We start from the raw sequence: 21,228 nt of genomic DNA, 5'->3' as shown, positions 1-21,228 counted from the left end.
GCGCCGTTTATACCTGAAACACCCCCACCCGCATGGGCTCCGTAATGGGGCTTTGATCGGCCGCGGCCAACCCCTCCGACAAAACCTTCCGTGTTTCCAGCGGATCTATGATCCCATCCACCCAAAGACGGGCAGCGGCATAATAGGGCGTCGTCTGGGATTGATACCGCCGGGTGATGGACTCCAGCAGCGTTTTTTCTTCTTCCGGGCTGATGCTTCGTCCTTGCGCCTTTAACGATGCCACCTGTATCTGCAGCAGCGTTTTGGCCGCCTGTTCACCGCCCATGACCGCGATCTTGGCATTCGGCCACGCGTAGATAAACCGGGGGTCGTAGGCTTTGCCACACATGGCGTAGTTCCCCGCACCATAAGAGTTGCCCACGACGATCGTAAACTTCGGTACGACGGAGTTGGCTACGGCATTGACCATCTTTGCCCCATCCTTGATGATCCCTTCGTGTTCGCTCCGGCTGCCGACCATAAAGCCGGTGACGTCCTGGAGAAACACCAGGGGTATTTTTTTCTGGTTGCAGTTCAGGATAAACCGGGCGGCCTTGTCGGCGCTGTCGTGGTAGATCACGCCGCCCATCTGCATTTCCCCTTTCCTGTTTTTGACCATCGTGCGTTGGTTGGCTACGATGCCCACGGCCCAGCCGTCTATGCGGGCGTAACCACAGAGCAGGGTCTTACCATAGTCCTTTTTGAATTCGTCGAAAGCCGAATCGTCCACGAGGCATTCGATGAGCGTGCGCATGTCGTAGGCTTTTGCCCCGTTTTCGGGGATCAGCCCGTACAACCCTTCCCGGGCCGGCAGTGCAGGCTGTATACGGTCAAACCCCGCACTGGCCGAGGCGCCCAGACGACTGATAATCTTCCGGACCTCGTCCAGGCAGGCCTGTTCGGTGGGGAATTTATAGTCCGCAATACCGGAACGTTCGGTATGGGTAACGGCCCCGCCCAGGGTCTCCGCGTCGACGTCTTCACCGATGGCGGCCTTGACCAGGTAGGGACCGGCCAGGAAGATGGAACCGTTGCCTTCCACCATCAGGGTTTCATCACTCATGATGGGCAGGTAGGCCCCACCCGCCACACAAGCGCCCATGACCGCGGCGATCTGGGTGATCCCCATAGCACTCATGCGGGCGTTGTTACGGAAAATGCGGCCGAAATGTTCTTTGTCCGGGAAGATCTCGTCCTGCATGGGGAGAAAAACCCCCGCACTGTCCACGAGATAGATGACCGGCAGGCGGTTCTCCATCGCGATCTCCTGGAGCCGCAGGTTTTTCTTACCGGTAATGGGAAACCAGGCGCCCGCCTTTACGGTCTGGTCATTGGCCACGATCACACACTGGCGGCCGCTGACATAACCGATACCCCCCACGGTGCCCCCGGCGGGACAACCGCCCTCTTCCTCGTACATCTCCCAACCGGCAAAGGCGCCGATCTCTATAAAGGGTTTATCCTTGTCCAGGAGGTAGGCCAGCCGTTCCCGGGGCGTAAGTTTGTTTTTTTCTTTCTGGCGCGCGATGGCTTTCGCGCCGCCGCCCAAATGGATCTGCTCTGTATACCGGCGCAGTTGATCCAGGGCCTGCCGCATAGCGTAATCGTTTTTGTCCATATATCAGGAAAGCTCCGTGCAACAATCGTATAAAGTCTTTGCAATGTTTTTACACTCGTTAAACGTGATCCCTTTGATCACATAAGAATGTGCACCCAGGCGGATGCATTCATCCCTTTCGATATTGTTGAGGGAAGTGGAATAGATGATCACCGGGATATGCCGGAAGCGTTCGTCCTCTTTCAGCCGGAGCAGGGTTTGGGTGCCATTCATCTTGGGCATGTTCAGGTCCAAAACGATGAGCTCCGGCAGCGTACCTTCCGCGGCGCATGTTTCAAGCCAAGCCAGGACATGCTCTCCATTCTCCACGAAGTGGAGGATGTCTTTCACCCCGATCTCCTCGAATGCCTCCGCAATAATGAACTGGTCCTCGCGATCGTCGTCGGCTAGCAATATGCGCTTTTTGGTCTCCATCGCCGGTTTAAAAGGATTGATGTCCGTCAAAGATAGGGGTATTCGACCAAGGGGGCCAGGTAAGGGCCTAACAGTCTGTCGATCAAATTTTTAGAACTTTTACTACATGGCTGTAGCCGATCCCTGATAGTTGTCATTCCTACATTTATTCCCGGATCCCAATGTTTAACTTTATGTACCAATGATCCGTGTAATCTTATGAAAGCGCTCTTGATAACTTGCTGCCTCTGTATGGGTTTTAGAACACTAATAGCCCAGTGTCCGGTCCCCATCCCCTTCGCCAGTGCCGCCTGCCCCATCACGTCCGGTACGGCCCTCACTGCTGCCACCACGGGCACGCTGGCCGCCGGAACGACCTATTATTATAACAGTTCCACAGCCCTTTCCCTGACGAACCTCACCCTCAAGGGAACCCTTTATGTTTGCGGCAACCTGACCATCAATACCTTGAAATTCAGCGGAACGCCGGTCATCGTCGTGGAGCCGGGAGGAACCCTGACCATTTATACCGGTGACATCAAGGGCTATGTGACCAACTATGGAACACTGAATATCCTGGACGGCAGCAGCCAGGTGACCAACGACGGACAGATCGCCAACTACGGCACCCTGACCTTCGGGGATACAGGTGCCAACAGCGGGACCGGTCTCAATGGGAACGCCGGTGCCAACGAACTGATTTATAACGCACCCGGTGCCACCTTTACAGTGGAGGGGGGATCCATCAATGACGCCCCTATTACCAATTTCGGGCAAATGTACTTCAAGAACTACCTGAACCAGCAAGATTCGAGTATTTGCGAAGGACAAGGCGCCGTCGTTACCTTGTATGAATACAACGATGACACGTCCCCCGGCATTCTCCTGGATGCGCCGGGCGATGTTGCCGGCATAGACGTCACCAATATCCTGGGGGGCAACAGCTCCAACGGTACGCTGGCCAACACGTCAAATGTCATTATTTGCGAAGCGCCGGGCATTACCATCGGTTCTCCGTATCTCCCCGGATCTGCCACCGTAGAAACCAACTGTAACTCCCTGGTCATCCCCCTGCCGGTGCTTCTTCAATCCTTTACGGCGACCCTGCAAGGGGACAATACCTGTGTCCTGAGGTGGACGACGGCCGATGAAAGCGGCATCAAGGATTTCGTGCCGGAAGCGAGCCAGGACGCCCGGACCTTTTCTCCGCTGGGTACCGTCACCGCGAACGGCACGCCGTCCTCTTACAGCTATCCGACGCCGATCGATACGACGACCTGGTTCAGGCTCAGGCTCGACAATGACAAGGGCCAGTTGGTCGGCTATTCTCCCATCCTTCAGATGGTTGCCGGCAAGCTGACGGCCAATACCATCAAGGTACAGCCCTCCCTGGTGCAGACCAACACGCTCCTGCTGACAACCACTTTGGCTTCCGCCCAGACCGGTTCGTGGGTGATCGTGGACATGACGGGGCGGATGGTGTTCAGGGAAAGGGCCGAACTCGCCCGTGGAACGGCCGGGGCCACCCTGCTGTTGCCGGAAATGGCCCCGGGCGTATATATCCTCTCTTTCCAGGGCGGCAGCATCCCGCTGGCTCCCGTCAAGTTTATGCTGATCCGTTAGTATTTCACCGATTTTTTAGCGTGCGACGTGAGGTTGAAATTCCGGGCAATATTGAATCCGAAATAGATGCCGCCGTCGCCCCAATTACCCGTCGTCTGGGAGATGAACTGGGTGGGGACCATGCTTTGTGCATTGGTGAACACCAGTTGGAAGACGTGGCCGCCGGTCTCCATTTCCCAGGCAAAGGACAACGCATTATACACCTTCGTGGAGTTCACCTGGTTGGGGAAAAGATAGTTGTACTCCCCATCGAGGCTCATCCGTCTTGTCAGCCGGACGCGCGCGCCCCCGCTGACGGCAAACAGGTCGTTTTTGTCGGCGGTGGTGGGGACCAGGTTGGACCGGATGTAGGTCGGCACCAATTCCAGGGAAAAGTACCTGAACTTCCTGGCCAGGATAAGCTGGGTCGCGTATGCTGTACGATAATTGGCGTCGAGATAGGACTCGTCGGAGAAATTTTGGGTGTAGTTGCTGATCGTCCCCATCAGGGTCACGGAAATGGGCATACCGCCGCTTTCCTTTTGCCGCCATAGCTTGAACTTGGTATACCCGTCAAAGGTCTTCAGGTATGAGCTCCGCCCTACCCCGATGGTCCACCAGTCCGTGAGGCCGTAGTCCAGCCCCAGACGCAAGGTCGCGTTGTCCAGGCCGAAAAAGTTATAGGCCCCGCTGTTGAGCTGTCCGAAACGGTGCTGGATCTCGAAGTTGAGGGCACCCCGGGCAACGGTTTCGTTGGTTTGGAGCTGGATGAAGTAGATGCCTTTGAAGGTGCCCGTAACGGGTCCGGGTTTCGACTCCGCTTGCAGGGAGTCCCCCAGTCTTCCGAGCAACGTGGTATCCTGCGCCCGGGCAACCGAACCCAGAAGCAGCAAGCAGCCTATCAGTAGTTTGTTGCGCATGATTGTTATTTAGTGGGTTGGCATTGAATGTCGACTTGTACTTCGAAGGATTTCTCGATTTTTTCCCGGACGATGGAAGGAATGCTGACGTTAAAATCTTCCGGGGAGATGTGGAAAACCGCGTGGCCGATGAGGGCCCCACCCTTCCGCTCAATGGTCGCCGGCATCTCCACGGGCTTGGTAACGCCGTGGATGGTTAAATTCCCCTTCACATTGACGTGGTACACGCCGTCCTGTCCGGGCGTGACGTCTCCCGTATAGGCGCCCGAGAAAGTGGCCTTCGGGTATTTGTCGCTTTCTATATAATTCTCGTTAAAGTGCTCCTGCATTAATTCCTTGGGAAAAGTGAAGCCCTTGATCAGGACAGCAAAAGCGAGGTTCTTTTTCCCCTCGTCAATAATGGCGTACCCCTGGTGGTTTTCCGCCTTGATGTCTTCGGCCGGGGTTTTGGAGTAGAAACCAACAAAACCGCTGCGGGTCATGTACTGTTGCCCGTATCCTTTCACGAGGGTAACCAGGAGGCAGGTGACTGCCAGGATTGTCTGCTTCATATACATCAGTTATTTAGATAGCCATTATTGACCCAGTCGATGATGGTGTTGATTTCGCAGTCGGGTAGTTTCGGAAGACCATACGGCATGGGGTTATATCCCGGCGCATGGCTGATGTTCCCCACCAGTTTGCCGTCGACCACATACGGTCTCAGGTTGGCATACCCTTCCAGCAGGATGCCCCCGCTGCCCGCCGTATTGCCGGTGCCGTGGCAGCCGTAGCAATTGTTTGTTAAAATGGGCACCACGTCGGTGGCGTATTTCATACCTACGGTATCGCAGGTCCCCCCACCCAGCACGTCCTGGCTGCCTTTGGTGCAGGAGTAAGACAGCGCCAGGATCGCCAGAAGCAATCCGGCGGCGGTACAGATCCCTTTTGTCATGTGTCGCATGTTATTGTTCGATTTGTTCGATAATGCAATCAACGAGGTTCACGTCCATCAGGTAACCGGTACACCGTCCCTTGATGGTGATAAAGGCGGAGGTGTCGGCTTTCGGCAGCGTCTGGCCAGGGGCCAGGCTGCAATTGATCCCGCCCATCGCGTTACCGCAGGTCAGTTGAAGCGACCCGGGCGTTTGGGCCGCCATCTTGCCCCTTACTTCCAGGACCTTGCCGAGGTAAAGCCCGTTGGCCCGGTTCTCGTCCGCCTGGAAGGCGTTAAACAGCGTATCTGCCTCCAGTTTGGCCGTGGTACGCACGCCATCTACCCCCTGGTGGGGTTTGTTGTACAGGTACCACCCATAGCCGCCGCATAAGATCAGGATAGCCAAAAGAATGGCCCCTGCGATAAAAATGTTCTTTTTTCGCATCGATGTAATTTTTCCTATAAAAAATTATCGGAAGGAGTGGGTAAGCCCCAAATAGAGGCCCGTGCTGGTAATCGGCAAACTGCCTATCCCCACACCTTTCAGTGGTATCTTGAAGTACGGTTCTATACGCACGTCGCCAACGCCTTTCCAGGTCAGCGAATACCCGACGCTCAGGTTCATGATGGAGAAAAAGTCATTCCCGGAATTCAGGTATTTGGCATCACCCCACCAGCTGCTGTACCCGTCTTTGGCCAGATACCCGTAAGCTTCCTTTTTCATCATATACGAAGAAAGCCCGGCGGTCGCATAAAAACTCCCGCTTTTTGTATATAAAAAATCCCAGCGAAGGTTGATCGGGATTTCAAACATGCTACAGTTGCCCTTCAATGTCATGAGCGTATCGCTTGGCGGAATGTCGGTCTTCTTTGTACTGAAGTACTGCCCGGCCGTATAGTAGACCTTGTGGGCCCAAAGCGCACTGGCTTCGACCGACAGGCTTTTATTGAACCGGTACCCTAAGAGCAGCCCCATACTATACCCTGGATTTTGCAGCTCCTGCCATTTGACGTTGCTGAGGTCGGGACCGGCGATGGCACCGGCATAGAAGCCGCTCACCTTCTTCGGGATGATGTGTTGCGGCATAAACCCCGTATCCGCCGTTTTGACGATCCGGCCGGGGGTGGGTTTCATCGGAAGGGCAAAGTCCAGGGCGCTGTACGCAAAGCTGAGGGGCGGTTCTTCCTGGGTGTTTTGAGCGGCACCGTTTTGAGCGGGGCCTTCTTGAGCGGCTCCTTCTTGGGCGATTCCTTTTTGAGCGGTAGCAACGGCCGGGTTGGTTGCGTTCTCAAGGGTACGGGTGCCTGCCTGGTCTGCTCGGGGTGCGCCGAGCGCCGCGGCGCGGGTGGGCTCGGTGGTGCGGGCGGCCCCGGGCTCGTTGCCACGGGCAGTATAGTTGGCGGTTCTTATCTGGGTATGATGCTTCCTGGAGGCAGTCGCTTGCGCACCGGTTAGGGCGTCGCCGGAGGCAGCCGGACGGCTTTGCGCGGTGGCGGCCCTTTGCGCGCCTGGGACGGGCGCGGCGCCGCCGGATGCGGCCTGCCCGCTTTGGACCGTCTGCCCGCTTTGGGCCCTCGTGCCCTGCCCGCTTTGGGCCCTCGTGCCCTGCCCGCTTTGGCCCCCCGCGCCAGCAGGCGCGGCCCCGTTTTTCCCCGCGGGCGCGTTCGCCACGACGGCTTTGGCCGCCTCGTTGGTCGAGCCCTGGTGGGTGTATCGTGTACAAATCCAAGCAAAGGGTACGATCAGCAGCATCAACCACCACCACCTCCGCGAAGAGGAGCCCTCCATCACGGGGGCGGCGCCACCGCCGTCGCCGTCGTTGGATGCCTCCTGAAGCCGGGCCATCACCTTGTCCCAGTCGGCCCCGTCCGTCTTCAGGGGATACATTTCCCCTGCCTTACGGTACAGTTCATCCATATGGTCCTCCGGTAAGTTCATGCTTCTATTTGTTCATTCTTTTTTAAAAACTTTTGCAGGAGTAACCTGGCCCTCGACAGGTTCGACTTGGACGTACCCACGGAAATGCCCAGCATATCGGCAATCTCGTAGTGCGAATATCCGTCGATAACGAATAAGTTGAACACTGCCCGGTAAGCGGGCGGCAGTTCCTTGACATGAGTGACCAGCTCTTTGTATATGACCCGCTGGTCCGAATGCTGGGAACCGTCGGCTACCTCCCACACATGATCGGGTATCCCGCCGATCTCCGGGATAAGGTTGTTTTTCCGTAGCTCGTCGATGGCCGTGTTGATCATAATCCTCCGGATCCATCCCATCAACATCCGTTCGACGTGAACAGCGTCGGCACACTTGAATTGAGCGAAATGGGAGAAAAGCTTTACAAAGCCGTCGTTGACGACGTCCACCGCTTTCTCGTACCTATAAATGTACCGGAACACCGTTTTCAGCGCATATCCGTAGAAATGCTCGTATATCATCCGCTGATACTTGTGTTCGCCTTTTTTACAGCCTTCAATTATGTGATCTATGTCTTCCAAGTTCTTATGTGGATAGCACTCCGCGAATAATATACGAGTCTGCGGACGAAAAAGTTGCGTCAGGACGATGCATTTTACTAAAACATTGGCAATCAATGGCGCAACCGATGAGATTGGGGTTACGTATGCTCATGGTATGAGGAATTTTTCCGGAAGAATGATCAAGAGGACAATGGATCTGGGCCTATCCCTTTTGCTGATCCTGGGGGTGCTGTCGTGGCTTCTGCCGTTGCTGGCGCTTGTGTTGACGATGGATTCAAGGGGTCCGGTTTTCTTTATACAAAAAAGAAGGAAAAAGGGATCCGGAAGTTTTGGATGCATAAAACTCCGGACCATGCGGGTCAACCCGGAAGCGGATACCCGGATCGCCCTTGAAGGGGATGAGCGGATCACCCGCGTGGGCCGTTGGCTGCGGGACACCCACCTCGACGAACTCCCCCAACTCTTTAACGTCCTCTGGGGGGACATGTCGCTGGTCGGCCCCCGGCCCTATATGCTGCAGGAAGACCGGTTGTACGACAAAGTCCTGAAAAACTACGCCGGAAGGGCGCTGGTCAAGCCGGGTATCACCGGCCTCGCCCAGGCTGCCGGTCTGTTCGGGGCCACCGGAAACCTGGCCGACATGGAAAGACGGCTGAACCTCGATCTTTTGTACGTGCAGGCGTGGAGCCCGGCCCTCGACCTGCAGATCCTCGCCGCCACCGTGCGGTTCCTAAAACCCAGTGTGCGGTTCCAAAAATCCAGCCCCCATGAAGTCTACGCATAAAAAAACCACGCTGCTGATCCTGACCCCCGGTTTTCCGTCCTGCGAGGACGAAAGCTCCTGTCTGCCCGCCCAACAGATCATGGTCAAAGCGCTCAAAAAGAAATCCCCTTTTGTCCAGTTTGTCATCCTGACCCTGGAGTACCCTTTTACAAAAGAGCCCTACCGGTGGGGAGGCAACCTCGTTTATCCTTTTGACAATCGCAACCGGGGCAAGGGACAGCGTCTTTTGATGTGGACCCGTGTCTGGAAGCGGATGGAGGCCTTGCACAAGGAGAACAACGTCATCGGTGTCTTTAGCTTCTGGCATGGAGAGTGTGCTTTGCTTGGCAAATACTTCGCCCGGTTGCACAGGCTGAAACACTACAACTGGGTGCTGGGCCAGGACGCCCGGGAAGGGAATAAGTACGTCGCCCTTACCCGCCCCTGCGCCGAGGAGCTTCTCGCGATCTCCGAATCGGTGGCGGATACTTTTTATATCCATCATTCCATAAGACCAAGACACATTCTGCCCAACGGAATAGACCCCACACTGTTTCCCTACCGGAATGTCTCCAAGGACATCGATGTCCTTGGCGCGGGCACGCTCAAATCCCTGAAACGGTATACGATGTGGATGGAGATCGTCTCCTCCCTGGCGGCCAAAAGACCCGGCCTGAAGGCCACGCTTATCGGCAAGGGCCCTGAGGCAGGGTATCTCAAACGAATGATCCGGGAAAAGGGATTGCAAGAACAGGTCACCCTGGCCGGAGAGCTTCCCCACCAGGACGTCCTCGGCCTGATGCAACGCTGCAAGATTTTTTTACACCCGTCCTCTTACGAGGGCTTTAGCACCGCCTGTCTGGAGGCGCTGTCTGCGGGTGCACACGTCATCAGTTTCACCTATCCCACCCACCAACCCATCGACCACTGGCACCGCGTCTACAGCGCGGAGGAAATGGAAGCAAAAGCCCTGGAGTTGTTGTCGGATCCCGGGACGGATTATAGCCCGGTGACGCCGTTCCTGATGGAGGATAATGCGGCTTCGGTGATGCAGTTGTTTGCCGGGAGCGAGCCGGCGCGGCGCTAAGGGCGCACCAGCGACAGCGCCACCTCCAGCACCTCCTCCGGCGTATGCCGCCGCAGGCAACGCACATCCCCCCATTGGCAGGTCTCCTGCAGACAGGGCGCACAATCCAAACCCGCCCCGTCCAGAAAGGCGGTGCGGGCCCCCAAGGGGCGGGCCCAGTCGCTCCGCGACCCGCCAAACAGCGCCAGGGTGGGTACGCCGGAAACCCAGGCCATGTGCATCAACCCGGAATCTTCGGAGAGGACAAACTGCGCTTTTCCTACCAGGATGAAGGCTTGGGCGGGGGTTGTCTTTTCCACAAGGTTGACGACCGAGGCGGCAAGGCCGGGGCCGAATGCCCCGATTTTCTTTTCCAGGCGCGCTGCCGCAGGCGCCATACGCGCGATACCGAGAAGCAGAAACCGGGTGCCAGGATATTCGGCGGCCCAGAGCCGCGCAAAACGTACATAATACTCTTCCGGCCAGTGCCGGGAAGCAAACGCGCCCCCCGGATTCAGGACAACCAGAGGACCCGCATTCTCGGGAAAGGGCAACAACGCCTCCGTTCCCAACAACGACTTCCACGAAAACGCGGGGCTGGGCGGATTGAAGGGCATCCCGGCCGCTTCGATTGTCAACCGGGTCCGTTCCCCGGCTGGCCGGGTGGAGCGCTTGTCGAACTCGGACCAGGCACGGGGCCGGAGCACCCGGCGGACCAGCCGGCTGATGGGACTGTTCTGGACGTCCAGGACAAGGTCATACCGGGCCGCGAGCAGACGGGGCAACAACAGGATCGAGAGTAACAATTGAAGCTTGAACCGCCGTCCACCGCCGATGACATACACGTGGTCGAAGAGGTGCAGGTTCCTGGGGAGCGCGGCAGACTCCGCACGCACCAGGAAATCCAGGCGGGTGCCGGGCGGCAGTTGTTCCCGGAGGCGTTGCAGGTAGGGCAGCGAAATCACAACGTCGCCCATGGCCTGCAGGCGGATCGCGAGGACCCGCTTGGGTGGGTGTGCGCCCGTCCAGGGGCGGGTGGGGATGAAGGGGTCGCTTTTCACGTCTCGCATAAAAAAGGAAATTCCGCCCGCTCATCAAACGCAAGGATCTGCCTGGCCAGCCCGGGCAGGTCACCCGGCACCCATTTTTCCCGGCCTTCGAGGAGGACGCGGCTCCAGCCGTCAAAGTCATGTCCCAGGTGTGTCAAAGCACGAACCCACCGGCCGTCGGCGAGCCTGACCCGGCCGCCGGCGATGACGAGTTCAATATCCGCGGGATCGAGGGCGTAAAACGCATTCCAGCCGTCTCCGCGGGGCCGGGCAATGGTCAGGTCGGCGGCGCAACCGGGGGCAAGAGCGCCCCCTCCGAGCCCCCAGATGCGTGCGGGTGTGGTCGTCAGCATGTCGTAAATATCGGGGTCTGCGGCAAGACCGGTGTCGCGGGCGCTGCGGAGGTGGTCCCAGATATTCCAGTCGCCGGTGAGGGTCGAGTCGGTGCCAAAAAGAAGGGCGGTATGCCGGCCCAGTTGGTCGATCGCGGCGGTCCGGCCCAGCAGGAAAAAATTGGACTGGGGACACCAGACCAGCGCCTTGAAATGTGCGGCCTGGTCGGTGTTCATGGCCACGCCATGCACCCCCACCAGGGGCCGGTGAAGGGTGTTCCAAAGGGTCAGCCGGTCTATTTCCCGGCTTGCCCCTTCGTCTGTTCCCTCCCCGATGTGAATGACACAGGGACGGCCCCATTGCAAGGGGTTGTTCAGGCGTTGTCTCCAGCGGGGTTCAAGCTGGACGGAGTGGATGGACTGACACTCCCGGAAGACCCGGATACAGGGGTTCTCCAGGGGGAAAGCGGGGCCGTGGTGGACAACCGTGGTCACACCCCCCAGGAGGTTTTTGTACAACCCCCATTGGACCCTCATGGCCGGGGGTATCTTCAGCACCCGGTCGATGTCCTCCCTGCAGGTGGCGTGGATGCGGCTGCCCCATTCGACGTAATTGGCGTAGTGCTCCCGTCCCAGGGCTGGGAAAGAATTGAATTCCAGGTGGTCGTGGGAGTTAATGAGGCCGGGAAAAATCATGGCGCCGTCGAGGTCGATAACCCGGTCGGGCCCAAAGGCAGGGCCGGCGCCATCCTCCCCCACAAAAGCGATCCTCCCGCCCCGGATGCCGATCCGAAGCGATGCAGGGCCCTCGATGGGGCGTAGGTTCTCCAATACCATCATCGCAGGTAATTACGGCCACAAGAGGGCCAGGGTTGCGCAACCTTTTTCCTCCCCTTTCGTACTTAGCCCTAAGCGCCCACAGTCTGATGAAGCATATTCTATTTACCCACCCCTACTTTCTGGGGCTTGATCCCAAACAAGCGGAGGCAGGTCTCCCCTATCCGCCCCTGGGTGCCTTGTACGCCGCCGCGATGGTGCGGGAGCATGGATACAACGTTTCTTTTTTCGATACGATGTTCGCCCGGAGCCCTGAAGAGATGCTGCCCTTTCTTGAAAGCAAACGCCAGGATTATTTCGTGGTCTACGCGGACGGGTTCAACTACCTGACCAAGATGTGTCTCACCAATATGCGGGATGCCACCTTCCAAATGATGCGCATCGCGCAGGATTGGGGGTGTACGGTTATCGTGTCGAGCTCGGATTCCACGGATCATCTGGATACCTACCTGGAGAAAGGGGCGGACTTCGTGATCAACGGCGAGGCGGAAAATACGCTCATGGAGCTGCTGGAGGCCCTGGAGGCGGGGCAGAAGGACCTGAGCGAAATCAAGGGCCTGGCCTACGCGGCCCCGGCGGCAAACGCCGCCGCAGCAACAAAGAAGACCCCCTCCCGCCCCCTCATGAAAGACTGGGAAACCCTTCCCTACCCCGCCTACGACCTGGTAGACATGGATCAATACCGCCACCATTGGATAAAGAACGCAGGCTACTTCTCGTTAAACGTGGCCACCACGCGGGGTTGCCCCTTCCATTGCAACTGGTGCGCCAAACCGATCTACGGCAACCGGTATACGGCCCGCTCGGCGGAGCATGTGGTGCAGCAGCTAAAAAGAATGAAGAAGGAATACAACTTCGATCACATCTGGTTTTGCGACGATATTTTCGGGCTCAAACCGGGGTGGATGAAGGCGTTTGCGGACGCGGTGGAAAGAGAGGGGTTGTCGTTCCGGTTCAAGATCCAGTCGAGGGCGGACCTGTTGCTGTCGGAGGACCAGATCCGGGACCTGGCCCGGGCGGGGTGTGACAATGTATGGATGGGGGCGGAAAGCGGGTCCCAAAAGATCCTGGATGCCATGGACAAGGGCACGACGATCGGTCAGATCGAACAGGCGACGCACCTGCTCAAGGAGTATGGTATCAAACCCAGTTTTTTTATACAGTTCGGCTACCTCGGCGAAACCAGGGAAGACATCGACCTGACCATCGGGTTGATCCGCCGGTTGCTGCCGCACGAGATCGGTATTTCGGTATCCTATCCGCTGCCGGGCACTGGGTTTTATGAAAAGGTGAAGGCTTCCCTGGGGGCCAAAGAGAACTGGTCAGACTCGGACGACCTGGCCATGATGTTCGCAGGGGCCTATCCCCCAGCCTTTTACAAACAACTTTACCGGTACGTCCACCGGATACACCGTGGGCAGCTGGCGCGTCATTATATGCTGGAGCTATGGAGGAGGCCCTACCGCCTGTCGGTGGCCCGGTTGAAAAAAATGGCATCGATCTTGTACTACCTGCCTGCCGCCCACCTGGCCAAATTAAAGTTGCAACACTTAGACCATTGAACGAAGCACTCACAGAAGCCGCCTTTTCCAAGCAATCGGCTATTTTCGATGCCCTTTATTCGGGCAATACGATCGTGCAGTATAAACGCGAGCGCGTCCGCACACACGTGTTGTCGAACCTTTTGCCAAACAGCCAGATCCTGGAGCTGAACAGTGGAACGGGCGAAGACGCGATCTTTTTTGCGGGTATGGGGCACCAGGTACATGCGACCGACCTGTCGGGTGGCATGCTGGAGCAACTGGCCAAAAAGGTAGCCGCCCGGGGTTTGAACGACCGCATCTCGTACGAGCTTTGCTCTTTTACTGCCCTGGACACGCTCCGGAATCAGGGACCTTACGACCTTATTTTTTCCAACTTCGCCGGACTCAATTGTACGGGAGACCTGTCGAAAGTTATTGCCTCGCTTCCCCCCTTATTGAAACCCGGGGGCATAGTGACGGTGGTGATCCTGCCGCCTTTTTGTCTGTGGGAGACGTTGCTCGTTGCCAAAGGGAAGCTCAAAACGGCGTTCCGCCGTTTCTTTTCCCGGGGCGGGCGAAAGGCAAAGGTGGAAGGCTTTCCTTTCCGTTGCTGGTATTACTGGCCGTCGGTGGTACAAAAGGCGTTGGGGAAGGACTTTGAAACCCTGGACCTGGAGGGGCTGTGCACCCTGGTGCCGCCTTCCTATATCGAGGGCTTTGCGGAAAAACGGCCGGGGCTGTATGCCTACCTGAAGGGCCTGGAGGAGAAAAAGCGGAGACGCTGGCCCTGGAAGTATATCGGGGACTACTACATCATCTCCTTGCGCAAATTATCGTAACCCACCTGGTATTTCCTCAATAAAAACCCACAGCGGCGCTCGTAGGCGTCAAGCAAACCCTGCTGGAAACCGGTGGGATCGGGGCGGGCCGCATGACGGCTGGCATCCATGGTCATGACGATGCCGCGGTTGTTGCGCCGGCCTTCATTTGTTTTTTTGCGCCAGCGTTTGTCGGTGACGCGCATGAGCCAGCCGTCAAGGCGGTCCCCGAAAGAGCCGGAAAAGAACCATTCAAAAGCGCGGCGAACCCATGACGGACCGCTCTCCTCGCTAAATACAAGACGGCCGTAGCTGTTGGGCAAAAAATCATCCGTCCATGCATTGGCCTTCCTGAAAGCGGTAAACACACCCGAGCCGCGCATCGGCAAAAGGGTAACGATCTCGATCGCGGTGTATATGTTCTGCTCGGGGATCTTCAGGGCGGATTCGTCTATAAAATAATTCATGCAGAACCAGTCCTGGCGCCGGACCAGAAACGACAGTTTTTTAAACAGGTGAAGGAGCGTGCGCGCCATCCAAAGACGGCCGGGGCTGGTAATGATAAAAAGGTCGATGTCCGAGGTCTCGTCGGCGTACTGTTTGGACAGCGACCCGGAAACACCCACCGCCCGCACAAAGGGGAAATGGGACAACAAGGCGGCGATACGACCGGCCGTCACGAGCATGCGGGCGGCACGCGCATTCCCCACCTTCCGCCGGTGCACCAGTTCGGGTTCGTTCCGCAGGAAATAAAAACCTTCCCAGGCAAACACGCCGCCTTCCGCCACCAGTTCTCCCAAGGCGTGTTCGAAGGCGGCGGGTGGAATAGGCCGGGGCAAAAAGAAGAAGACCTCCCGCTCCGTGAGCGGGTATTGGAAAAGGTCGAAATACCCGAGGGTGACCAGGATGGCTGCCTTATCGTCCATAGAGCGTACGTTTTGAAAAAAAGAAAAACGGGAAAAAGAAGCTCACAAAAAACAGACCCTGCTGGACGTCCAATATGTTCTCGACCAGGGATACGACGATGACCAGGAGCAGGAACCCGGTCCAAAGAAGGTCCCGCGCGCGGAACGCCGTGTAAAGGGCCGCACCTAAAAGGCCGGTATAGACCAACAACCCGAGCAACCCGGTGGTGATCCACCAATGAAGGAACTGGTTGTGGGCGTTGAGCCCGAGCAGGTAGGGCTCATACAGACCCTGGCGGAAATACGCATCCTGGAGCAACGGGCGCTCGGTTCCCCAACCATAGCCGGCCACCGGGGCGGACCGGATCAGGGACCAGGCCGCACCCCAACGGACCATCCTGGATTGATTTTCCACGTTGACAGTTTTGTTCGCGACCAGGTCCCGGCTAAAGTCGTCGATCATACGTTTGTGGAAAAAACCACTCTGCAAAAGGACGATGCCCAGTATAAGCGCGGCAACACCCGCGGCGGCAAAGGCATATATCCGCTGCCTGCTGCTCGTCAGGTAGTAGGGGAAGACAACCGCGCCCATGATCACCAGCACTACCCATACGCACTTGGCGCTGAGCTGTACCAAACCGAAGGAGAGAAGGAGGGCGCCACAAAAATACAAGAGCGGCCGCCGTGCGACAAGGCCGCGACGGATACACCAGAACAGGGAAAGCGCGCAATACATCGACAGGTAGGTCGCGTGCACCCCCAGGGGTTCGGTGAATTGCTGGTTGACAAAATGGTCGGAGAACAGTTCCCGGAGCGGCAGGTGGAAATAGTGTATCGCGTACAATGCATCCCCGTACAAATACAGCAAGACGGCCACGCAAGACAGGCACAATCCACCGAAAATACGGTCCCTGTTAGCGATCAACACCGGCTGAAGCACCGCACACAACCAGGGGCAAAGAAAAAGCGGCAACGCCTGGAAGACATCCTGGAGCGCGAGTGCTTTATACGGACTGTACAACGTCGCCAACAGGATCACCCCGAAAAGCGACTGCAGGGCCAGGACCCTCCGGTCCAGGAATTTTTCCCAGTCCTCCCTCCTCGCCAGCAACATCGTATGGCCGGTAAGGGCAATCAGGGCCACCTCGCTGTAGAAATGGTCAAGCGGGAGACAGACCAGGAACAGGAGGATGAGGTATAAGCTCACGTTCTTCAGCATAACACGCGTACATGAATTGTTCATATTCCAAGGTGATCCTCTCCCAGTTGTAGGAGGCACCGATTTTTCTGAAATTGTTCTCGATCATTTCCGACTCGGGGATAGGGGAAACGGCGCGTTCGAAGATACGGGCAACCCCCGCCGGGTCGGAGAAGTAAAACGCATCCCTGCCCAGGATTGCCTTATTGAACGGGTTTTCGTGCGCGGCGATGAGGGCCTTGGAAGCCATGGCCTCCAAGAGAGAGGGATTGGTACCGCCCACGCTGTGCCCGTGAAAGTAATACCGCGCGAAGGTCTTCAGGGAATGCAGGCTCGCCTGGTCAAACTGCGGGCCCGCGAAGATGACCCGCGGTGTCTGTCCAAAGCGCTTGACCAACATCTTGCCATACCCGTTCGAGGTATCGCCCACGACGAGGAGGCTTTGCTCCGTACGGGCCCTGCGAAAACCCTCCAGGACCATCGCCAGGTTGTTTTCCGGTTCCATACGGGCCATCAGCAGGGAATAACTTCCCGGGGTCAGCCCCCAGTCCCAGAGGTAGCCTTCGTCTTTTTTCGAAAACACTTCCGCTCCGTAGGGGATGTAGCGGCTCCTGATGCCGTATTGCCACTGGAGGTAGTCGCGCACCGGCAGGGAGTCGGCGATATAGTGATGGCTGTAACGGACCGCCAGGCTTTCGGCATATTTCAGAAACGCCCGGACCGGCCGGGAATATTTGGTTCGTTTCCACTCCAGCCCGTCCATATTGTTGATGATGACCGGCCCTTTCGGATAAAGCGGCCCCCACACCGAACTGCTGGTGTAGCCTAAGAGCAGGAGGATGTCGAAATTCCGCCGCCTTGCGTCCAGCAGACATTCCAGGTCGTATATGAATTGCCCCGGCGTACCGGGAGGATTGTACTTACGCAGGAGACGGACGCCTTCCCAGGTATCCTCCTGGTAGGGATGATCGTGGGGGCAGTAGACGCTGACGGTATGCCCTTTCCCGACGAGCCCCTTCGACAGATAAGAGGCCACTTGTTCAAATCCGCCATAGTGGTTGGGGATGCCCCTGGTGCCCAATATGCCAATGTTCAATTCCATGCCAAACGGTTTTGCTGTATGATCGTATAGAAGGCGCGGGCACTTTCCGCCCGCGAGTATAAACGGGAAACTTCGTTCGACACCCGCCGGAGATATTCCGTACCTGGTGGGGTATGGATCATGTCCAGGAGCTTGTCCGTGAGCTCGGACGTACACCGGGGATCAAACGTATAGGGATCGAAAAAACGGAAGTCCTCCATGGCCGTGCTCCGGGAGCAGAGCACAGGCGCCCCGCACAACGCGGCTTCCAGGGGCGGGATGCCAAACCCTTCCGCCCGGGAGGGATAGACAAAAAGACGGCAGGCTTTATAAAAGGCCGCAAGGTCTTCGGGTGTTACGGCCTCCAGCCAAAGGACGCCCTGCCGGTCCAGCCGCTCCTGCAAACCGGGCACCTTGATGGACGCGGCTCCGATCAGCACCAGGGCGATCCCTTGCCTTTGCAGACCGGAAGCCCGGTAGGCGTCCAGGAGCAAGAGGTGGTTTTTGCGGGGCTCCACACGGCTGACGCAAAGGATAAAGTTGTCCAAACCAAACTCCCGTCGCACCCGCGCTTCCGCTTCGGCCCGGCTGGAGAAGACCCTCGCCAGGCCCACGTCCACCGCGTTGGGAATGATGTGGATGTCCTTTTCCCGGACCCGGTAGTGCCGGGCGATGCGCCCCTTTGAATAATCCGACACGGTGGTCATGACGTCTGCGCGCCGGAGGCTGTCCCGGAAAAGTATTTTCCGGATCCACCGGTACAATAGGGGATAATCACCCGGATAATCCAGGTAAAGAACGTCGTGTAGGGTGACGATGGAACGCGTAGCCGTCCGCCAGGGCACGCCGATATATTGAAAGTGCGCATAGTCGAACCGGTACTTCCGGAGGTACCGGGGTATGTCGTACAAAAAGCGGACGAAGCCCGGATATGTCTTTTTATAGGGGAGGATATGCGTGTCCGGCAGCTCCGGGAAAACCCGCCGTATGCAATCCGGGTCATACGTCCCGAAATAAATGTCCAGCCCCGGGTAGCGGTCGAGCAGCTCCGCATACAACTCCCTCAGGAAGCTGTGCGTCCCCTGGTAGCCCTTGTCCAGGCTGTGGGCATCCACAAATATCGTCACTGGTCTAGCTCCGTTCATAACCCGAGAAGTTGAGCGTCCGGTATAAAAAGACCAGCAGCCGGCCGGGGAGGTAGGACAACAGCAGCAGGTACAAACCTTTGCGGGTGTAGTGCCGGTCGGAGAGGACCCTGCGTGCATGTTCCCTGGCCTTCCGGGGCTGGGCATTGTTCCACAAATATTTTTTGGCAAGCAAGACATGGTAGGCCTGTTCTCTTTCGCCGCTTTGCTCCTGGGACTTGATGACCTCCAGCAGCAGTTTACCCTCTGCGGCGTGTATGGACTCTTTGCGCAAAGCCTCGTACTTGGTGTGGAGGTACAAGGGACTGCGGCAGGTCTCGTCCATGGTCAGCGAATTGGGATTGAAGCGCACCCGCATCAACACCTCGGGCATATTGTAGACCTTGCCCACACGGATGAGCCTGCGCCACAACAAGTGGTCTTCAAAACCATGCGCGTGGACGTTGTAGCCCCCCAGGGAGCGAACCGCATCCCTCCGGTAAATGACGCTGGAATGAATGAAGGGACAGATCTTATAGGAAAGCCGCCGGATCACCCGGTCGGTGTTCCCGGGCGGGCGGTAGGTAAATACAAAGCGGCCTTCCATGTCCGCATAATCTACCATGGACCCCGCCAGGACATAGTCCGGGCTTTCCCGCATAAAACTGTACTGGCGCTGGAGACGATAAGGATAGCAGATGTCGTCCGCGTCAAAACGCGCGATCAACCCGGAACGGGCGATACCCAGCCCCGTGTTGAGGGCACCCGCTATCCCCTGGTTGGCCTGCCGGATCAACACGATCCGGGAATCCCTGAAGGATTGCACGACCTCCGCGGTGCCGTCCGTAGACCCGTCATCCACCACCACCAATTCAAAATCCGCAAAGGTCTGGCCCAGCACCGAGGAGATGGCTTGTCCGATATAGCGTTCCGCATTGTATGCGGGCATCAATACAGAGAGTTTCATACGCCGTCCATATAAATCATGAGTTCGAATAACACCACTATCGACAATTGTTCAAACCAATAACCCATGCAAAACGCACCCGCCATCAACCCCAGCAGGGGCCAGGCCGCCGCGTTGGTCTTTCCCCTGAGCCGGTCGGCCCGAACAGCCTTGCGCGCAAAAAAAACCAGGTACCCACCCACAAAAAGCCCCAGGCCCAGCAGCCCATATTCCCCCAGCAACTGCCCCGGCACACTGTCCGGGGTATTGACCAGGGAGTGGCTTTCCTTCGGCCTGGAGAAATAGGCAAGGAAAAGATCCAGGTGGTACTTTAAAAAATCCGGGTGGATGTATGTCCAACGACCCGGGTACCCGCCCGCGACACCCAGACCGGTCGCCCGGAACGCCAGCTTGCTGGAAAAATTCCCCGGGCCGTCTCCCAAAAACACCCTGGTGGGATGCTCCCGGTAAAACGAAACGAGGTCCTTCAATGCCAGTACCTTCCCAGGCACGTGGCCGTTCTGCGGCAAGCCCGTGGCTGAGGACCGCGGCAGACCGGAAAGGTGCGCCGCGACAAACTGCTGTACCCGGCGTTGTTCGTCGGTGGTATCGGCCCGGCTTTGATACGGCGCGGAATTGATGTCGGGTTGCGGGATCTCGGGTTTGGCGGTCCAGGCCGGGGCCACGGTTTGCGCCTTTATCCTGGCGATGCCCGCCTGTTGTACACTGTCCATGTAGTGACGGGCAAACATCTCACGGTCCGATGGACCGGCGCCCGCTGTAGTAGCCTGGTCGTTCTGCGTCCGGTGCATCCACCGGTCAAATGTCTCGTCGACATAGGCCTGGTTCTGCGGCGTCACCTTGCCCATAAAGATGACCCCCATCAACACACACAGAACGATGCCTCCCTTTTGCAACCGGTCCGACCGGAAGATGAACATCCACGCCATCACCACCAGCAACAACAGGTTGGTGAAATTGCTGCCCGTAAGCAGCAGACAACCCATACAACAAAGCATCATCCACCCTTTTCGCCTGGTCAGAAAAAAGACAACGCCGAAGGCGTTGATCAATGCGTTGGTGGTCGACGTATCAAAGGTGACGCCCCGGATGAAGTCACCGGTGCGGATAAAATATTTTTGGTACATCCCCTGGTAGAGATAGGGGTTGAGCGCCTTTATTTCCCACATAATCCGGCCCAGTTCGCAAAGCGATACGAGGATATTGATGAGAAAAAAGACCGTCAGCGTGCGCTCGACGTCTCCTTCCGAAAACCCGCGCACCTGTTGAGCGGCACCCGCACACAAAATCCAGCCAAACAACGCCAGCGCAGCCACCAGGTCATAGTGCGGTGGCACCGATCCCCGGTGCAACAGCCACTCCACTACCGTCAAAAGAATGATCCCGATATAAAACGGCGGTATCTTTTTGGAAAATGCCGGCTGGTACAAAAACGCCAGGATGAGCGCAGGAATCTTGACCGCCACCTTTACGTCCAGGAACAACAGCAGAAAAAGGAGCAACCCTACGTCAATGGACCCGTGCAAGAAGGGCGGGGTCCATGTCAGAGCGCGTCTTTTCCGTTTGCTCAGGTGCGGGGCCAGGGGAGCGGCAACTGTCGTCAATTCATCGATCATCTCCCTTTTGTATACGAGA

The 21,228-nt window shown here is 57.4% G+C and carries 21 protein-coding genes; 5 read left to right on the top strand and 16 right to left on the bottom strand.

Annotated features, from left to right (window positions below):
- Positions 1-7 precede the first annotated feature (7 nt).
- Together EDB95_RS22080 and EDB95_RS22075 are read right to left on the bottom strand one after the other, a co-directional pair.
- Positions 8-1,618 carry an acyl-CoA carboxylase subunit beta gene (locus EDB95_RS22080; protein WP_133997411.1) on the bottom strand — a complete coding sequence of 537 codons (1,611 nt, stop codon included), beginning with the start codon at positions 1,616-1,618 and terminating at the stop codon, positions 8-10.
- A 3-nt stretch (positions 1,619-1,621) separates the two neighbouring features.
- Positions 1,622-2,062, bottom strand: a complete 441-nt coding sequence (locus tag EDB95_RS22075) for a response regulator (RefSeq protein ID WP_133997408.1) — start codon at positions 2,060-2,062, stop codon at positions 1,622-1,624.
- Between the two features lie 201 nt (positions 2,063-2,263).
- Between EDB95_RS22075 and EDB95_RS22070 the strand changes: the two genes are divergently transcribed.
- Positions 2,264-3,634 (top strand): hypothetical protein, encoded by a 1,371-nt coding sequence (locus EDB95_RS22070; RefSeq protein ID WP_133997406.1) that lies wholly within the window; start codon positions 2,264-2,266, stop codon positions 3,632-3,634.
- On the opposite strand, the gene EDB95_RS22065 is transcribed toward EDB95_RS22070, so the two are convergent.
- From EDB95_RS22065 to EDB95_RS22040, 6 genes are read right to left on the bottom strand one after another with little or no spacing between them, the layout of a single operon-like run.
- Positions 3,631-4,533 (bottom strand): DUF5777 family beta-barrel protein, encoded by a 903-nt coding sequence (locus EDB95_RS22065; protein ID WP_133997403.1) that lies wholly within the window; start codon positions 4,531-4,533, stop codon positions 3,631-3,633. The genes EDB95_RS22070 and EDB95_RS22065 overlap by 4 nt on opposite strands.
- A gap of 5 nt (positions 4,534-4,538) precedes the next feature.
- A complete protein-coding gene (locus tag EDB95_RS22060; RefSeq protein ID WP_162852729.1) occupies positions 4,539-5,084 on the bottom strand; it encodes a YceI family protein in 546 nt (181 codons plus the stop codon).
- Between the two features lie 5 nt (positions 5,085-5,089).
- Entirely contained in the window at positions 5,090-5,467 is a 378-nt protein-coding gene (locus EDB95_RS22055; RefSeq protein WP_133997397.1) for a cytochrome c family protein, read from the bottom strand.
- Positions 5,468-5,477: 10 nt separating this feature from the next.
- A complete protein-coding gene (locus EDB95_RS22050; RefSeq protein WP_133997394.1) occupies positions 5,478-5,894 on the bottom strand; it encodes an OB-fold protein in 417 nt (138 codons plus the stop codon).
- 24 nt (positions 5,895-5,918) lie between these two features.
- Positions 5,919-7,388: an outer membrane beta-barrel protein gene (locus tag EDB95_RS22045; protein WP_133997391.1), complete on the bottom strand. Its 1,470-nt coding sequence runs from the start codon at positions 7,386-7,388 to the stop codon at positions 5,919-5,921.
- Positions 7,385-7,948 carry an RNA polymerase sigma factor gene (locus tag EDB95_RS22040; RefSeq protein ID WP_133997388.1) on the bottom strand — a complete coding sequence of 188 codons (564 nt, stop codon included), beginning with the start codon at positions 7,946-7,948 and terminating at the stop codon, positions 7,385-7,387. Before EDB95_RS22040 ends, EDB95_RS22045 begins: the two co-directional genes overlap by 4 nt.
- Before the next feature lie 157 nt (positions 7,949-8,105).
- Here EDB95_RS22040 and EDB95_RS22035 point away from each other — a divergent pair, with 157 nt between their 5' ends.
- Both EDB95_RS22035 and EDB95_RS22030 read left to right on the top strand, forming a co-directional pair.
- Positions 8,106-8,714: a sugar transferase gene (locus tag EDB95_RS22035; RefSeq protein ID WP_162852728.1), complete on the top strand. Its 609-nt coding sequence runs from the start codon at positions 8,106-8,108 to the stop codon at positions 8,712-8,714.
- Positions 8,698-9,780, top strand: coding sequence for a glycosyltransferase (locus EDB95_RS22030; RefSeq protein WP_133997382.1), 1,083 nt, complete (start codon positions 8,698-8,700; stop codon positions 9,778-9,780). Before EDB95_RS22035 ends, EDB95_RS22030 begins: the two co-directional genes overlap by 17 nt.
- On the opposite strand, the gene EDB95_RS22025 is transcribed toward EDB95_RS22030, so the two are convergent.
- Complete coding sequence (locus EDB95_RS22025) at positions 9,777-10,829, bottom strand: glycosyltransferase family 9 protein (RefSeq protein WP_133997379.1); 1,053 nt, start codon at positions 10,827-10,829, stop codon at positions 9,777-9,779. The genes EDB95_RS22030 and EDB95_RS22025 overlap by 4 nt on opposite strands.
- Positions 10,817-11,980 carry an amidohydrolase family protein gene (locus EDB95_RS22020; protein WP_133997376.1) on the bottom strand — a complete coding sequence of 388 codons (1,164 nt, stop codon included), beginning with the start codon at positions 11,978-11,980 and terminating at the stop codon, positions 10,817-10,819. The genes EDB95_RS22025 and EDB95_RS22020 overlap by 13 nt, the downstream gene beginning before the upstream one ends.
- An 86-nt stretch (positions 11,981-12,066) precedes the next feature.
- Between EDB95_RS22020 and EDB95_RS22015 the strand changes: the two genes are divergently transcribed.
- Together EDB95_RS22015 and EDB95_RS22010 are read left to right on the top strand one after the other, a co-directional pair.
- Entirely contained in the window at positions 12,067-13,539 is a 1,473-nt protein-coding gene (locus tag EDB95_RS22015; protein ID WP_133997373.1) for a B12-binding domain-containing radical SAM protein, read from the top strand.
- Positions 13,536-14,339: a class I SAM-dependent methyltransferase gene (locus EDB95_RS22010; RefSeq protein WP_162852727.1), complete on the top strand. Its 804-nt coding sequence runs from the start codon at positions 13,536-13,538 to the stop codon at positions 14,337-14,339. The genes EDB95_RS22015 and EDB95_RS22010 overlap by 4 nt, the downstream gene beginning before the upstream one ends.
- Here EDB95_RS22010 and EDB95_RS22005 read toward each other — a convergent pair.
- The 6 genes from EDB95_RS22005 to EDB95_RS21980 are packed head-to-tail and all read right to left on the bottom strand — an operon-like array spanning position 14,309 to position 21,209.
- Positions 14,309-15,244 (bottom strand): nucleotidyltransferase domain-containing protein, encoded by a 936-nt coding sequence (locus tag EDB95_RS22005; protein WP_133997368.1) that lies wholly within the window; start codon positions 15,242-15,244, stop codon positions 14,309-14,311. The genes EDB95_RS22010 and EDB95_RS22005 overlap by 31 nt on opposite strands.
- Positions 15,234-16,442 (bottom strand): O-antigen ligase family protein, encoded by a 1,209-nt coding sequence (locus EDB95_RS22000; RefSeq protein ID WP_162852726.1) that lies wholly within the window; start codon positions 16,440-16,442, stop codon positions 15,234-15,236. Before EDB95_RS22000 ends, EDB95_RS22005 begins: the two co-directional genes overlap by 11 nt.
- Positions 16,384-17,523, bottom strand: a complete 1,140-nt coding sequence (locus EDB95_RS21995; protein ID WP_133997362.1) for a DUF1972 domain-containing protein — start codon at positions 17,521-17,523, stop codon at positions 16,384-16,386. The genes EDB95_RS22000 and EDB95_RS21995 overlap by 59 nt, the downstream gene beginning before the upstream one ends.
- Positions 17,514-18,647 carry a glycosyltransferase family 4 protein gene (locus tag EDB95_RS21990; RefSeq protein ID WP_162852725.1) on the bottom strand — a complete coding sequence of 378 codons (1,134 nt, stop codon included), beginning with the start codon at positions 18,645-18,647 and terminating at the stop codon, positions 17,514-17,516. Before EDB95_RS21990 ends, EDB95_RS21995 begins: the two co-directional genes overlap by 10 nt.
- Positions 18,634-19,593, bottom strand: coding sequence for a glycosyltransferase family 2 protein (locus EDB95_RS21985; protein WP_133997356.1), 960 nt, complete (start codon positions 19,591-19,593; stop codon positions 18,634-18,636). Before EDB95_RS21985 ends, EDB95_RS21990 begins: the two co-directional genes overlap by 14 nt.
- Entirely contained in the window at positions 19,590-21,209 is a 1,620-nt protein-coding gene (locus EDB95_RS21980; RefSeq protein WP_133997353.1) for a hypothetical protein, read from the bottom strand. The genes EDB95_RS21985 and EDB95_RS21980 overlap by 4 nt, the downstream gene beginning before the upstream one ends.
- Positions 21,210-21,228: the final 19 nt, after the last annotated feature.

It is taken from the genome of Dinghuibacter silviterrae (assembly GCF_004366355.1).
Taxonomy (GTDB): domain Bacteria; phylum Bacteroidota; class Bacteroidia; order Chitinophagales; family Chitinophagaceae; genus Dinghuibacter; species Dinghuibacter silviterrae.
The sequence above is the reverse complement of the archived record's forward strand: the minus strand, read 5'-3'. Positions and strand labels throughout refer to the sequence as shown.